Origin of the sequence: Actinoplanes sp. NPDC051475, assembly GCF_040689425.1 — a bacterium.
Lineage (GTDB): Bacteria > Actinomycetota > Actinomycetes > Mycobacteriales > Micromonosporaceae > Actinoplanes.
This window is the reverse complement of record NZ_JBFAZZ010000030.1, coordinates 24,900-38,382: the sequence shown is the minus strand read 5'-3', so window position 1 is coordinate 38,382 and position 13,483 is coordinate 24,900. Positions and strand designations below refer to the sequence as shown.

The following is a 13,483-nucleotide window of genomic DNA, read 5'->3' as shown; positions in this document are numbered from 1 at the left end:
AGGAGTACGACCATGCCCGCTTCCTTCGGGCCCATCAACGCCACGCCGGACCCCGTCCCGCCGCGACCCGGTGATCGCATTCCCCCGGGCGGTCGCTGGCCCTCGGCCGGCGGCGGCCACGTCCCACCGCAGCGGCCGTACGGCAGCGCCCGGATGGCGGAGGCCGAGGCCAGGAAGCGGCAGCGCGCCGAGCGGGAACGCAGCCGGTGGCACTGGCTGCTGGCGATGCCGGTGACGCTGCCGCTGCTCACGCCGCTGTTCGACCGGGCCGAGCCGCAGCTGTGGGGCATCCCGTTCTTCTACTGGGCGCAGATCGCCTGCATCGGGCTTGCCATGGCGGTCACCACGCTGGTGTACCAGCTCACCCGGGTGCGGGGCTGACATGCCCGTACCCGATCTCAGCATCACCGAGTTCTCCGCCTTCGCCACTGTGCTGGGCTTCGTCGTCGTGCTCGGTTTCTGGGCAGCTCGCTGGCGCCGCCCACGGGACATGCACAACCTCGAGGAATGGGGGCTGGGCGGACGCGCCTTCGGCAACTGGGTCACGTGGTTCCTGATGGGCGGGGACATCTACACGGCGTACACCCTGGTCGCGGTGCCCGCGCTGGTCTACGGCGTCGGCGCCGTGGGGTTCTTCGCCGTGCCGTTCGCGGTCATCGCCACGCCGCTGGTGTACCTGATGGTCACCCGCGCCTGGTCGGTCGCGCACGTGCACGGCTTCGTCACCCCGGCCGAGTTCGTCCGGGCCCGGTTCGGCTCGCGCGGCCTCGCCGGGACGGTGGCGGTGACCGGCCTGGTCGCCACCATGCCGTACGTGGCCCTGCAGCTGGTCGGCCTCAGCGTCGTGTTCACCACGATGGGCATCACCGGCGACTGGCCCCTCGTCGCGGCGTTCACGCTGCTGGCGGCCTGCACCTTCCGGTCGGGGCTGCGCGCCCCGGCGCTGATGTCGATCGTCAAGGACGTCCTGCTCCTCTGGACCGTGCTGGCCGCGATGCTGGTCGTCGCGATGACCCCCCGCGGCCTGGCGAACGCGTTCCGGTCGGCGGCGGACCACTTCGACCAGACCCCGACCGTCCGCGACGGCCTGCTGCTGGGGTCCTCCGGCCACCTCGGCTACGCCACCCTCGCCCTCGGCTCGGCACTGGCGATGTTCGCCTATCCGCACGTGCTCACCGGTGTCCTCGCCGCTCGCAACCGGGCCACCGTGCAGCGCAACCTCTCGGCGCTCCCCGTCTACACCATCGCACTGGGCCTCATCGCGCTGCTCGGCTACGTCGCGTTGTCGAAGGGCGTGGTGCCCGTCGACGGCGACGTGAACACCGTCGTGCCCATGCTGTTCCGTACGGTCTTCCCCGACTGGTTCGCCGGCGTCGCCCTGGCGGCGATCGGGGTCGGTGCCCTGGTGCCCGCCTCGGTCATGTCGATCGCCGCCGGCAACCTCTACACCCGCAGCATCTACCGCGAGTACGTCCGGCCGCACGCCACCCCCGCGCAGGAGGCCCGGGTGAGCCGCTACGCGTCGCTGGCCGTCAAGCTGGGTGCCGTCGCCTGCATCCTCGTCCTCGACCCGCAGTTCGCGGTGGACCTGCAGCTCATCGGCGGCGTCATCGTCCTGCAGACCGTGCCGGCCGTCGGCCTGGGGCTGTTCACCGCCTGGTTCCACCGTCGCGCGCTGCTCGCCGGGCTCGTCGCCGGCCTCGTCACCGGCATCCTGCTGCTGTACCAGATCCCGCAGATCGGTGCCGACGACCGCACCGTGGTGCGCGCCCATTTCGGCGGCTCCTCCTGGCCGCTGTCGCACCTGGGCCTGTCGACCGGGGCCAGCGTGTACGTCGGTTTGCTGGCACTTGGCGTCAACCTCGTCGTCGCGATCGCCGGCACCCTGCTGCTGCGACGCCGCGGCGTGCCGACCGGCCCCGATCTCACCCGGGCCGACGACTACATCGCCGACGAGGGCGACCCCACGCTGCACCGCATGACCGAGCTGGTCGACGGCGACACCGCCCCGCCGACACACTCTAGGACCGCCAGGTGACCAGCGCATCCAACGCCTCGACGCGCGCCCCGTGCACCAGCAGGGGGTTGATCTCCAGCGCCTCCAGCCGGTCGCCGAGCCCTTCCGCCAGCCGGGCCACCGCGGCGATGACACCGGCCAGGACGTCCAGGTCGGCGGGTTCGGTCCCGCGGGCGCCGCGGAGCACGTCGGCGCCCCGCAGTTCGCCGAGCGCCCGGCGGACCTCGGCGGCATCGACCGGCAGCAGGCGCAGGGCGGAGTCGCGCAACGCCTCCACCCAGATGCCGCCGAGGCCGGTCGCCAGCGCGAGCCCCCAGGCGGGGTCCCGCACCACCCCGACCAACAGTTCGATCCCGCCGGTGCGATGCGGCTGGATCAGTGTGCCGGTCGCGACGGCGTCCCGGGCGCGGACGGCCGCCCGGACCTCCCGGTGCGCCCGGCGGACCTCGTCGGCGCTGGTCAGGCCCAGCCGGACGGCGCCGGCATCGCTCTTGTGCCCCAACCCCTCGGCGACCGCCTTGACCACGACCGGATAGCCGAACCTCTCGGCCGCGGCGGCCGCGCCGTCCTCATCGGATGCGAAACATGACGGTACGACGGGTACGCCGTTGTCGGCGAGCAGCCGGGCGGCCTGATGCTCGGTCCAGATGCCGGTGGGCGTACCGGAAAGGGCCGGAGCGGAATCGCGGCGCCGCACCTCGGGGCGGCACGCGGGAGTCGTCCGGTTCCATCGGGCGGCCGCGCCGATCGCCGCCATGCCGTGCTCGATGCCGCCGAGGACCGGCGGGAAGGCCGTCCGCTGCCGGACCGTACGGCCGTAGTCGGTGACGTCGGTGAGCATGGTGCCGACCACGACCACCGGCCGCGGCGAGGTCCGGATGCGCTCGGCGGTGGCCTCGTAGAGGGCCATCATCGGTCCCGGGTCGCCGGCCGGTGGCACACGCGGCAGTTCGGACAACAGCAGGACCGCGTCGATGCCGGGGTCGTGGACGACGATGTCCAGCGCGCGGCCGAGCAGGGTGCGGTCGACGACCACGTATCCGGTGACGTCCAGCGGATTCTGCACGGTGGCGAAGTCGGGCAGGATCGCCTTGAGCTTCGCGGTCGTCGAGGCGGCGAACGGCGGCAGGGTGAGCCCCTCGGCCTCGGCGCGGTCGGCGATGATCTCGGATGCGCCGCCGGACGGGGTGACCACGCCGAGCCGCGGGCCGGGCAGGGGACCGATCTCCCCGAGCAGGCCCGCGGTGATCATGAGGTCTTCCAGGGCCCGTACGCGTATCACGCCGAGCTGCCGGAAGGCGGCGTCGACGATGTCGTCGTCGCCGACGAGCGCGCCGGTGTGCGCTTGCGCCGTGCTCGAGGCGAGCGCGCTGGATCCGATCTTCATCGCGACGACGGGCTTGCCGGCCGCCGCGGCCCGCCGCACCGCGCGGGCGAACTCGGCCGGATGCCGCACCGATTCGAGGAACAGCGCGATGACCCTGGTCGCCGGGTCGTCGGCGAGGTAGTCGACGACGTCGGGCACGGACACCAGGGTCTCGTTGCCCATGGAGGTGAGCAGGCTGATGCCGATGGTGCGGGCCTGAGCGAAGGCGAGGATGGAATTGGCGAGGGCCCCGCTCTGCAGCACGACGCCGACCGGGCCGGCCGGCAGCGGCGCCGGGAGGGGCAGCCCGTACGGCATGACGTGGGCCGCGGTGTTGAGATACCCGTTGCCGTTCGGGCCCAGCACCGTCAGTCCGTGGCACCGCGCGAAGGCCGCGAGGTCGTCCTCGCGCCGGCGTCCCTCCTCCCCGGTCTCGCCGAAGCCGGCCGTGAGCACCACGTAGCTGCGGATACCCAGCGCGGCCCCTTCCTGCAGGACGGACAGCACGGCCGAGGTGGGCACCATGACGTAGGCGAGGTCGACGGGGCCGGGAAGGGCGGACAGGCTCGGATACGCCCGCTCGCCGTGCACCACCCCGGTACGCGGGTTGACCAGGTAGACGGTGCCGGCGAAGCCACCCGCGCGCAGGTTCTCGTACGTGCTCACCGACCAGCCGGACTTGTCGGTGGCGCCGACCAGGGCGACGGACCCGGGATTGAACAGCTCCCGCACCGCCCGGCGCGGGGTGCTCATTCGCCGATCCCGCCGAGCCGGGCGTGGCCCTTGAGCAGATTGCGGGCGATGGTCCTGCGCTGGATCTCGTCGGTGCCCTCGAAGATGCGCAGCAGGCGTAGTTCGCGGTACCACCGTTCGATCGGCAGCTCCTTGGTGTACCCGAGCCCGCCGTGGATCTGCAGGACGCGGTCGGCCACCTGGTTGGCCATCACCGCCCCCTGGAGTTTGGCGATCGACGAGGCGTGCCGCGCGTCCCGGCCCTGCTGCACCCGCCAGGCGGCGTACAGCGTGAGCCACTTGGCGGACTCGATCTCCACCTGCGAGTCCGCGATCTGCCATTGGATCGCCTGGTAGTCGGCGATCGGGTGGCCCATGGAGTGGCGGATCTTCGCGTAGTCGACGGCCATCTGGAGCATCCGCTCGGCGGCGCCGATGGCATGCGCCGGGATGATGTAGCGGCCCTGGCCGATCCAGCGCATGGCCAGGGGGAAGCCCTGGTCCACCTCGCCGAGCACATTGGCGGCCGGCACCCGGACGTCGTCGAAGACCAGCGAGGCGGGACCCCACTGACCCATCGTCGGGATCGGCTCGGACTTCCAGCCCATGTCCCGGTCGACGAGGAAGCAGGTCACTCCGCCGTCGGCACCGCGGCCGGGGTCGGTGACGGCGAAGACCATGACGAAGTCCGCCTCGGCGCCCCCGGTGATGAAGGTCTTCTCACCGTTGATGACCCAGTCGCCGCCGTCGCGGACGGCCCGGGTGCGGATGTTGCGCGCGTCGGAACCGGCGCCCGGCTCGGTGATGGCGAAGCAGGAGCGGCGTTCGCCCTCGAGGGTGGGGATGAGGTACCGCTTCTTCTGCTCGTCGTCGCAGCCGTAGAGGATGTTGTCGGCGCTGCCGCCGAAGCTGAACGGCACGAAGCTGCGACCGGTCTCCATCACGAGGATCGCGGTCATGACGGCGCCGAGGTTCATCCCGCCGTACTCCTCGGGGGTGTTGATTCCCCAGAACCCGGCGCGGCGGGCCTTGTCGCGCACCTCGCGGAGCACGGACGGGTCGATGGCGGGGGCGCCGGCGCGCTCGTTGCGCAGGACCTCCTGCTCGAGGGGCATCACCTCGCGGGTGATGAACGTGCGCACGGTGTCGCGGATCTGGCGTTCCTCGTCGCTGAGCGAGAAGTCGACCATGGGCCGTCCTTTTCTAGAACGATGCTCTAGGATTCGACTCAGCGTGGCCCCGGGGTGGGGCCCTGTCAAGGTGAGATGAAAATGGTTCATAAAGGAAACGGGAACGCCTGGCAGTGGAGCCGCACCGCCGAGACCCGCCGGGTCCTGCTCCAGGCCGCCCGGGAAGTGTTCGCGGAGAAGGGCTTCGCCGAGGCCGGCGTGGCCGCGGTGGTGGAGCGCGCCGGGTCCAGCACGGGCAGCCTGTACCACCACTTCGGCGGCAAGACCGAGCTCTTCCTGGCGCTGTGGGAGGACCACCAGAGCGCGCACGAGCAGGCCGCCGCGAACGCGGTGGCCAAGGCGCGCGCCGGTGGCGAGCAGGACCCGCTGAACCTCTTCATCGTCGGCGCCCGGGCGTTCCTGGAAGGCTCGTGGCAGCGCCGGGACCTGGCGCGGCTGTTCATGGACGGCGACGGCCCGCCCGGCTTCGAACTCGTCCGCCGCAGCCGGGGCCGGGAGTGGGTACGCCAGAACGCGGTCCTGCTCGGCGCGGGCAACGACCCGGTGGACCGGCTCACCGTCGCCGTGCTCACCACCGTCATCGGCGAGGCCGGGCGGGAGATCGCCACCTGCGCCACCAAGCGCAAGGCCAACCAGATCACCGAGGCCGCGATCCGGCTGATCCGGCGGCTCGACCCGCTGCGCGCCGACGACGCCGAGTAGGACGAGAGGATCGCCATGACCCCGACGACCGGCCTGCGGGAGGCCTTCCTGAGCCCTTCGGGGGACGGGCTCGTGCCCGCGCCGCATGCCCGGAGCCCCTGGGGCCCCGACATGCTGCACGGCAGGCTGCTCGGCGGGCTGCTCGCCCGGGCCGTCGAGCGGGAGCACGGGGAACCCTGGCTGCACGTCGCCCGCCTGACCGTGGACCTGTTCCGCAGCACCCCGATGGTGCCGGTGCAGGTGGTCACCAGCCGGGTCCGCGACGGCCGCCGGATCCGGGTCGTCGACGCGACCGTGCTCACCGCGGACGGCCCGGCGGCCCGGGCGAGCGCCGTCCTGCTGCGCCGCGGCGACCAGCCGGCGGGCGCCGTACCGGCCACCCCGCCGTGGGACGTCCCCGATCCGGACCGGCTGGGCCCCGCACCGCAGCGGCCGGGGACCGCCCGCCGGGTCCCCTGGGACACCTGGCTGCTCGACGCCGACGGCAGGCCGGCCTCGGGCTGGAACTCCGGCCACCCCCGGCGGGCCTGGCTGCGCGAGACCCACGAGCTTGTCGCGGGCGAACCCCTGACCCCTCTGGTACGCGCCGCGCTGGCCGCCGACTTCGCCAGCCCGCTGGCCCATGCCGGCACCGCCGGGTTGCAATACATCAACGCCGACTACACATTGGCGCTGAGCCGCGAGCCGCTGGGCGACGCCATCGGGCTGGAATCCGCCGGGCACCTCGGCCAGGACGGCACCGCCGTGGGCCAATGCACGATGTACGACACCATCGGGCCCATCGGCTACTGCACGGTCACGGCCCTCGCCAACCCCAACAACGGATTCCGGCGTACCTGACCGGCCTCACGCCGGCCGGATCACCACGCTCCCCCGGTCGATGACCACCGTGCCGTCGTCCTTGGCGGTGCGGAACCGCGCCCGGTCGCCGTCGACCCACATCGAGACGGTCAGCGCATCCCCGGGGAAGACCGGCGCGCTGAACCGGCCCGACATGGCGGCGAACCTCGCGGGATCCGAACCGGCGAGGGTGTGCAGCAGCGCCCGGCCGGTCACCCCGTACGTACACAGGCCGTGCAGGATCGGACGGGGAAAGCCGGCCCGCGCGGCGAAGGCCGGATCCGAGTGCAGTGGATTGCGGTCCCCGCTGAGGCGGTAGAGCAGCGCCTGCTCCGGCCGCGTCGCGTACGTCAGGCGGTGATCGGGCTCCCGATCCGGCTCCGGCCATTCGTCGCGCGGGCCGCGCTCGCCGCCGAAACCGCCCTCCCCGCGGACGAAGACCGAGGTCCGCGAGGTGACCATCGGCTCGCCGGTGCCGGGATCGACGGCGACCGCCTCGCTGGTCAGCAGCGCGCCGGAGCCCTTGTCGTAGAGACCGGTGACCTTCGACGTCACGCTGACCCGCCCCTCGGCGGGCAGCGGCCGGTGCAGCTCGAACGCCTGCTCGGCGTGCACGAGCATCGCGGGGTCGAAGTCGCCGAGGTTCCCGCCGGCCGGCGCCTGCGCGGCCAGGACCGCGAAGGTCGGCAGCACACCTTGTCTCACACCGTGCGAGTTCTCGGTGGTGAACGGCAGCTCGCTCAGCGGGTCGTCCAGGCCCGCGCCGACCCCGACCGCGTAGAGCAGCGTGTCCGTGGAGGTCCAGGACCGCTCGTACGGCCCGGATTCCGCTCCGACGACATCGTGATTCAGTGGCATCGTCCGCCCCTTCCCGTGCCCTCCGGCACTCTGGACAGGATTCTAGAACGTTGTTCTAATGGCTCATGAAACGAACCGTGGACCCGGCGGAGGTCGGCTTCGATCCGGCCCGGCTGAACCGCATCGACCAGCGATTCGGACGGTACGTCGACAGTGGGCTGCTCGCCGGCTGGCAGATCGTCGTGACCCGCCGCGGCGAGATCGCCCACGCGTCGGCGTACGGCGACCGCGACCGGGAAGCCGGCCTGCCGGTGGAGCCCGACACGCTCTGGCGCATCTACTCGATGACCAAGCCGGTGACCTCGGTCGCGGCGATGGCACTGTGGGAGGAAGGCGCGTTCCAGCTGACCGACGAGGTGAGCCGCTGGATTCCGGCGTTCGCCGACGTACGCGTCTACGACAGGGGCAGCGCCCGGCAGCCGTTCACCGTCCCGGCGAGCGAACCCGTCCGCGTGTGGCACCTGCTCACCCACACCGCAGGGCTGACGTACGGCTTCATGCACACCTCCGTGGTCGACGCGCTGTACCGGGCCGCCGGCCACGAATGGGGCGCCCCGCCCGGCACCGACCTGGCACAGGCCTGCGACCAGTGGGCACGGCTGCCCCTGCTCTACGAGCCCGGCACCCGGTGGGGCTACTCGGTCGCCACCGACGTGCTGGGCCGGCTCGTGGAGGTGGTGTCCGGCCGGCGCCTCGACGAGTTCGTCAGCGAGCGGATCCTGGCGCCCCTCGGAATGACGGACACCCGGTGGTGGGTGGACGAAGCCGACGCCGACCGCCTCGCCGCGCTCTACGTGCCGGACCCGTCGACCGGCCGGGCCGTGCGCGACGACCGGGCCGGCGCCGCCGCCCGGAGGCCGCCCGCCCTGCTGTCCGGTGGCGGCGGCCTGATCTCGACGGCCGCGGACTACCACCGGTTCACCCAGATGCTGCTGAACGGCGGCGAAGGGGACGGTGCCCGCATCCTCGGCAGCCGCACGGTGCGGTTGATGACCACCAACCAGCTGCCCGGAGGCCGGGATCTGGCGAGCCTGGCGACCGGCGGGTTCGCCGAGACGACGCTCGACGGCGTCGGTTTCGGGCTGGGCTTCGGCGTCGTGGAGAACCCCGTCCCCGGCCGGACGCACGGCAGCCGGGGCGAGTTCTTCTGGGGCGGCGCGGCCAGCACCGCCTTCTGGGTCGACCCGGCCGAGGAGCTGACGGCGATGCTGTTCACTCAGCTGCTGCCCTCCGGCACCCACCCGGTACGCCCCCAGCTGCGCCAACTGGTGTACTCCGCGCTCATCGACTGACGGGCGCGCCCATACGATGCACTGACCATGTCTGCTGCGCCGTCGTTTCGCGAGACCAGCCGTGCCCGGCTGCGGGAGTCCCTCATCGTCGCCGCCCGCGAGTTGACGGTGGCGCACGGCTGGAACAACGTGCGCATGGCCGACGTCGCACGCCAGGCCGGGGTCAGCCGCCAGACCCTCTACAACGAGTACGACAGCCGCGCCGGCCTGGCCGAAGGCGTCGCCGTCCGCGAGATCCACCTGTTCGTGACCGGCGTACGGGAGCAGCTGTTCGCCCACGGCGCCGACGTTCGCGCGGCCGCGCGAGCCGCCATTCTCTACGCCCTCGAGGAAGCCGAGCGCAATCCGCTGGTCCGGGCGATCCTGACCAGCGCACGCGGGGGCGCCGACGAGCTGCTCCCCTACCTGACGACCCGTTCCGACGTCGTGCTGCAGGCCGCCGGCGAGGTGATCCGCGAGTGGGCCGGCGCCCATGGGCACGACGCCGACGCCGCGGCGCTCGACATCGCCTCGGACTCGATCGTCAGGCTCGCCGTCAGCCACATCATGCTGCCGCGGTCCTCGCCCCCGGAGTCCGCGGACATGCTGGCCGACGTGTTCGCCCGGCTCCTGGAGTAGCCGAATCACCCCTGCTCAGGTAGCCCTCTCTTGACACCAGAGGCGTTCGTGTAAACCATAGCCGCATGGACGTCGCTGCATCCGTATGGCGGGACACCAAACGCCCGCTCTGGCCGCTCGCCCTCGTGGTGCCGGCCCTGCCGTTCGCCGCCCTCGGGCTGGCCGTCGCCACCGGCTCGGGCTGGGCCTGGTGGCTGACGCCGGTCTTCGTCCTGGGCGTCATCCCGGTCATCGATCTGCTCGTCGGCGACGACCGCGAGAATCCGCCCGAGGAGGTGGTCCCCGCCCTCCAGGCGTCTCCGTACTACCGGTGGATCACCTACCTGTTCCTGCCCGCGCAATTCGCCGCGCTGGTCATGGCCTGCGCGGTCTGGAGCCGCGGGCCCGGCCTTGTCGGCGGCCTGGGGCTGGTCCTCACCGCCGGCCTGGTCAACGGCATCGCCATCAACACCGCGCACGAGCTGGGCCACAAGCGCGAGAGCGTGGAGCGGTGGCTGTCCAAGATCGCCCTCGCGCCGACCGGTTACGGCCACTTCTTCGTCGAGCACAATCGCGGTCATCACGTACGGGTCGCCACGCCCGAGGACCCGGCCAGCTCACGGCTCGGGGAGTCGTACTACCGGTTCTGGCCGCGTACCGTGATCGGCAGCCTCCGGTCGGCGTGGCGGCTGGAGACCTCGCGGCACCGGCTGCGCGGGCGTACGCCCTGGGGCGTACACAATGAGATCCTCCATGCCTGGGCCATGACGGCCGCGCTGTTCGCGGTCCTGACCCTCGCCTTCGGGCCCCGGGTGCTGCCCTTCCTGGTGCTCCAGGCCGTCGTCGGTTTCTCGGTCCTCGAGGCGGTCAACTACCTCGAGCACTACGGCCTGGCGCGGCACCGCAATGCCGCCGGCCGGTACGAGAAGGTCGACGCCCGGCACAGCTGGAACAGCGACCGGCTGACCACCAACGTCTTCCTCTTCCAGCTGCAGCGGCACAGCGACCACCATGCGAACCCGCTGCGGCGCTATCAGGCCCTGCGCAGCTTCGACGTCTCCCCGCAACTGCCGGCAGGCTACGCCACGATGCTCCTGCTGGCCCTGATCCCGCCCCTGTGGCGGCGAGTGATGGACCACCGGGTCCTCGCCCACTACGGCGGAGACTCTTCGCAGGCCAACACCGGTCCGTGAGATCGATTAATCCGGGCGGCAATGATCCGCAGGCGCCAAGATTGCGTACCACTTCCTGGACTGTGCGCGGGACGCGACACAGCGGCGTCAAAGGAGTGGCGATGTTCCCATCCCAGCCGACCTTGCGGTGGCGCCTCCGCCTGTGGGCCACCGCGACCGCCGCGCTGCTGACGATTCTGATCGAGCCCCGGGCGGCGCGGGCCGACCCCGAGGTGCCGCTCCCGCCGAACGGGCTGCTGTCGGACCGCAACGTGGGTGCGGTCTCGGACGCGGACCGCGATTTCGTGGTCAAGGTCCGCCTCGCGGGACTCTGGGAGATCCCGGCGGGCGACATGGCGCAGCGGAAGTCGGACGACAGCCGGATCCGGGCGATCGGCCGCGAGATCGCGCGACAGCACCGCTTCCTCGACAAGTTCGACCGCGACGCGGCCAGCAAGCTGGGCGTCGAGCTGCCCGACGAGCCCAACGACGACCAGCGGGGTTGGCTCGCCGAGATGGCGGCCGCGGACGGCAGCAACTTCGACACGCTCTACATCGCCAGGCTCCGGGCCGCGCACGGCAAGATCTTCCCGGCGATCGCCACGATCCGGTCGAGCACCCGCAACGACACCGTACGGAAGCTGGCCCAGCAGGCCAACCAGTTCGTCATGACGCACATGACGCTGCTCGAGAGCAGCGGGATCGTCGACTACGCAGCCCTCCCCACCGCGCCGCCGCCGACGACCCCGGCCAAGCCCGCGCCGGACAACCGCCTGCTGGCGGCCGTGACGGGCGACAGCACCTCCACCCTCACCGCGGTGCTGATCCTCACCCTGGTCCTCGGCGGGATGGCCACCGCACTCATCATGATCAGAGGACGACCGCGATACCGCAGGCGCAACGTCCGTCACCGCCGTCTGTAACTGCCTCGCACCCGGCCCCGGCGGCTCAGCCCGCCGGGGCGTCGCCCGGAAGGTCGGGCAGCGGGTGCCGGTCGGCGTCGCGTTCAGCGAGCAGGTGCATGGCCTTGCCGTACTGCCGCGGGGTGATCTCGTGATCGACCAGCTGCCGGGCGAGAACTCCCTCGAGCGACTCCGGCAGCGCCGCCCACGTGGGGGTGTCCGCGCCGTCCTTCGTCTCCGTCCGGGAGGCGGCACGCGTCCAATCCTGGATGGCCAGCCAGGAGGATGCCACGATCAGCGCCGCCATGACCATGAACAGCAGGACCACCAGCATCGTCGCCCCTGTTCAGAAGGACAGCATTCCGCTGACCAGGGCCTGCCAGGTCATCGGGCCGACGATGCCGTCGACCGCCACGGACGGGATGTCGGCGTGCAGTGCGCGCTGGAAGTCGCGGACCGCCGCTTCGGTCTCCGGTCCGAAGAGACCATCGACCGCGAGGCCCTGCGCCGGGTCGCCGGAGAGGTTCCGGAACTGGAACTCCTCCTGCACACCACGGACGGCGTCGCCCTCGGACCCCCGGCGTACCTCGATGATCAGCGCACCCCAGGTGTGCGGACCGACGATGCCGTCGACCGCCAGCCCCTTCTCCGACTGGAACGCCCGGACGGCGGCGTCGGTCCTGGGTCCGAAGAGACCGTCGACCACGACGGTGTGCCCGCGGGCCCGCAGCAGGTACTGCAGGGTGGGAACGGGATGCTCCTTGGCACCCTGATGGATCAGCGGCCAGGGGCTCAATGTTCCGGACATCATGTGTCTCCCTTCTGAATGGTTTCTGGGCGCCTCCCCGCCATGCTCCGCCGTATCGTCCACGATCGGAAGGCTGCGGCGATGTGCCTGTCCTTGCGGGACCTTCGGCCCTGACGGGCCGCCCCGGCCCTCGGCACCGTGGGGAGGGGAGGTTCCACCATGACCGCACCCCACGAGGCGCTCGAGGCCGCGGCCCGGGTCTCCCTGCACGCCCCGTCGGTGTTCAACACCCAGCCGTGGCGGTGGCGCCTGCACGGCGAGACCCTCGCCCTCTACGCCGACCGCACCCGCTCGCTGGCCGCGACCGACCCGCAGGGCCGGCTGCTCATGCTCAGCTGCGGCGCCGCGCTGCACCACGCCCGGACAGCGCTGGCCGCGGCCGGCCGGACCGCGCACGTGGTGCGCCTGCCCGAGGGGGCCGACCCGGACCTGCTGGCGCTGGTGACCGCGACCGGTCAGCAGCCGCCCAGTCGCGACGCCGAGCGCCTCGCTTCGGCGATCCTCCTGCGGCGCACCGACCGCCGCGCCTTCTCGGAACGCGGAGTCGCCGAGCAGACCCTCAACGGCCTGCGCCGGGCGGTCGAGGCCGAGGGTGCGTACCTGCACGTCGTGCGGCGTGACCAGATGCCGATGCCGGCCACTTCCACCGCCCGGGCCGCGGATGCCGAGCTCCGCGACCCCGCGTACCGGGAAGAGCTCCGGCAGTGGACCCACCGCCCGCGGGACGGCGGCGACGGGGTTCCGGTCTCCACCGCGGTACGGCAGGGGCCGCGCCGCGTGCCGGTGCGCGACTACGCACCGGACGAGCGGCCTGGCGACCGCGCCGCTGAGCGACACCATCGAGGTCGACTGGCCGCGTCAGCTGCTCACCGACCTCCTTGCGGGCGTCGGCGTGCCGTATGTCGTCGTGCGTCTGGGCTACGGCGACAGCGCCGAACCCGTGCCCCCGGCACCGCGCCGGCGGGCCGAGGACGTCATCGAGGTCAGCGACACCTGACAGGCGGGAC

14 protein-coding genes are annotated in these 13,483 nt (G+C 72.1%); 9 read left to right on the top strand and 5 right to left on the bottom strand.

Annotation, left to right across the window (positions count from 1 at the left end; translation table 11 throughout):
- Positions 1-12 precede the first annotated feature (12 nt).
- Together AB0368_RS36925 and AB0368_RS36920 are read left to right on the top strand one after the other, a co-directional pair.
- Positions 13-381 (top strand): DUF3311 domain-containing protein, encoded by a 369-nt coding sequence (locus AB0368_RS36925; RefSeq protein WP_366158702.1) that lies wholly within the window; start codon positions 13-15, stop codon positions 379-381.
- Position 382: 1 nt separating this feature from the next.
- A complete protein-coding gene (locus tag AB0368_RS36920; RefSeq protein ID WP_366158701.1) occupies positions 383-2,038 on the top strand; it encodes a sodium:solute symporter in 1,656 nt (551 codons plus the stop codon).
- Here AB0368_RS36920 and AB0368_RS36915 read toward each other — a convergent pair.
- Complete coding sequence (locus tag AB0368_RS36915; protein ID WP_366158700.1) at positions 2,022-4,136, bottom strand: acetate--CoA ligase family protein; 2,115 nt, start codon at positions 4,134-4,136, stop codon at positions 2,022-2,024. The genes AB0368_RS36920 and AB0368_RS36915 overlap by 17 nt on opposite strands.
- On the bottom strand, positions 4,133-5,305 hold the full coding sequence (locus AB0368_RS36910; RefSeq protein WP_366158699.1) for an acyl-CoA dehydrogenase family protein: 1,173 nt from the start codon (positions 5,303-5,305) through the stop codon (positions 4,133-4,135). The genes AB0368_RS36915 and AB0368_RS36910 overlap by 4 nt, the downstream gene beginning before the upstream one ends.
- A gap of 81 nt (positions 5,306-5,386) precedes the next feature.
- Between AB0368_RS36910 and AB0368_RS36905 the strand changes: the two genes are divergently transcribed.
- On the top strand, positions 5,387-6,007 hold the full coding sequence (locus AB0368_RS36905) for a helix-turn-helix domain-containing protein (RefSeq protein WP_366158698.1): 621 nt from the start codon (positions 5,387-5,389) through the stop codon (positions 6,005-6,007).
- A gap of 15 nt (positions 6,008-6,022) precedes the next feature.
- Positions 6,023-6,847, top strand: a complete 825-nt coding sequence (locus AB0368_RS36900; protein ID WP_366158697.1) for an acyl-CoA thioesterase domain-containing protein — start codon at positions 6,023-6,025, stop codon at positions 6,845-6,847.
- A 6-nt stretch (positions 6,848-6,853) separates the two neighbouring features.
- Here AB0368_RS36900 and AB0368_RS36895 read toward each other — a convergent pair whose 3' ends face one another.
- Positions 6,854-7,705, bottom strand: a complete 852-nt coding sequence (locus AB0368_RS36895; RefSeq protein ID WP_366158696.1) for a MaoC/PaaZ C-terminal domain-containing protein — start codon at positions 7,703-7,705, stop codon at positions 6,854-6,856.
- A gap of 65 nt (positions 7,706-7,770) precedes the next feature.
- Here AB0368_RS36895 and AB0368_RS36890 point away from each other — a divergent pair, with 65 nt between their 5' ends.
- The 4 genes from AB0368_RS36890 (at position 7,771) to AB0368_RS36875 (ending at position 11,689) form a co-directional block, all read left to right on the top strand.
- The gene (locus AB0368_RS36890; protein WP_366158695.1) at positions 7,771-8,997 is read left to right on the top strand and encodes a serine hydrolase domain-containing protein; all 1,227 of its coding nucleotides are present in this window, start codon (positions 7,771-7,773) and stop codon (positions 8,995-8,997) included.
- A 27-nt stretch (positions 8,998-9,024) separates the two neighbouring features.
- Positions 9,025-9,615 carry a TetR family transcriptional regulator gene (locus AB0368_RS36885; protein WP_366158694.1) on the top strand — a complete coding sequence of 197 codons (591 nt, stop codon included), beginning with the start codon at positions 9,025-9,027 and terminating at the stop codon, positions 9,613-9,615.
- A gap of 65 nt (positions 9,616-9,680) precedes the next feature.
- Entirely contained in the window at positions 9,681-10,787 is a 1,107-nt protein-coding gene (locus AB0368_RS36880) for an alkane 1-monooxygenase (protein WP_366158693.1), read from the top strand.
- A gap of 101 nt (positions 10,788-10,888) precedes the next feature.
- On the top strand, positions 10,889-11,689 hold the full coding sequence (locus AB0368_RS36875; RefSeq protein ID WP_366158692.1) for a DUF4142 domain-containing protein: 801 nt from the start codon (positions 10,889-10,891) through the stop codon (positions 11,687-11,689).
- Between the two features lie 25 nt (positions 11,690-11,714).
- Here the strand turns inward: AB0368_RS36875 and AB0368_RS36870 are convergent, their stop codons facing one another.
- Positions 11,715-12,002, bottom strand: a complete 288-nt coding sequence (locus tag AB0368_RS36870; RefSeq protein ID WP_366158691.1) for a hypothetical protein — start codon at positions 12,000-12,002, stop codon at positions 11,715-11,717.
- Between the two features lie 12 nt (positions 12,003-12,014).
- On the bottom strand, positions 12,015-12,476 hold the full coding sequence (locus AB0368_RS36865; protein ID WP_366158690.1) for a peptidoglycan-binding protein: 462 nt from the start codon (positions 12,474-12,476) through the stop codon (positions 12,015-12,017).
- 661 nt (positions 12,477-13,137) lie between these two features.
- Between AB0368_RS36865 and AB0368_RS36860 the strand changes: the two genes are divergently transcribed.
- Positions 13,138-13,473, top strand: a complete 336-nt coding sequence (locus AB0368_RS36860; RefSeq protein ID WP_366158689.1) for a hypothetical protein — start codon at positions 13,138-13,140, stop codon at positions 13,471-13,473.
- Positions 13,474-13,483 lie beyond the last annotated feature (10 nt).

Excerpts from the sequence above, each read along its gene's own strand:
- AB0368_RS36865 (WP_366158690.1), bottom strand. The coding sequence starts at position 12,476 with ATGTCCGGAACATTGAGCCCCTGGCCGCTGATCCATCAGGGTGCCAAG.
- AB0368_RS36885 (WP_366158694.1), top strand. The coding sequence starts at position 9,025 with ATGTCTGCTGCGCCGTCGTTTCGCGAGACCAGCCGTGCCCGGCTGCGG.
- AB0368_RS36880 (WP_366158693.1), top strand. The coding sequence starts at position 9,681 with ATGGACGTCGCTGCATCCGTATGGCGGGACACCAAACGCCCGCTCTGG.
- AB0368_RS36895 (WP_366158696.1), bottom strand. The coding sequence starts at position 7,705 with ATGCCACTGAATCACGATGTCGTCGGAGCGGAATCCGGGCCGTACGAG.
- AB0368_RS36925 (WP_366158702.1), top strand. The coding sequence starts at position 13 with ATGCCCGCTTCCTTCGGGCCCATCAACGCCACGCCGGACCCCGTCCCG.
- AB0368_RS36920 (WP_366158701.1), top strand. The coding sequence starts at position 383 with ATGCCCGTACCCGATCTCAGCATCACCGAGTTCTCCGCCTTCGCCACT.
- AB0368_RS36890 (WP_366158695.1), top strand. The coding sequence starts at position 7,771 with ATGAAACGAACCGTGGACCCGGCGGAGGTCGGCTTCGATCCGGCCCGG.
- AB0368_RS36915 (WP_366158700.1), bottom strand. The coding sequence starts at position 4,136 with ATGAGCACCCCGCGCCGGGCGGTGCGGGAGCTGTTCAATCCCGGGTCC.
- AB0368_RS36910 (WP_366158699.1), bottom strand. The coding sequence starts at position 5,305 with ATGGTCGACTTCTCGCTCAGCGACGAGGAACGCCAGATCCGCGACACC.
- AB0368_RS36870 (WP_366158691.1), bottom strand. The coding sequence starts at position 12,002 with ATGCTGGTGGTCCTGCTGTTCATGGTCATGGCGGCGCTGATCGTGGCA.
- AB0368_RS36905 (WP_366158698.1), top strand. The coding sequence starts at position 5,387 with ATGGTTCATAAAGGAAACGGGAACGCCTGGCAGTGGAGCCGCACCGCC.
- AB0368_RS36900 (WP_366158697.1), top strand. The coding sequence starts at position 6,023 with ATGACCCCGACGACCGGCCTGCGGGAGGCCTTCCTGAGCCCTTCGGGG.
- AB0368_RS36860 (WP_366158689.1), top strand. The coding sequence starts at position 13,138 with ATGCCGAGCTCCGCGACCCCGCGTACCGGGAAGAGCTCCGGCAGTGGA.
- AB0368_RS36875 (WP_366158692.1), top strand. The coding sequence starts at position 10,889 with ATGTTCCCATCCCAGCCGACCTTGCGGTGGCGCCTCCGCCTGTGGGCC.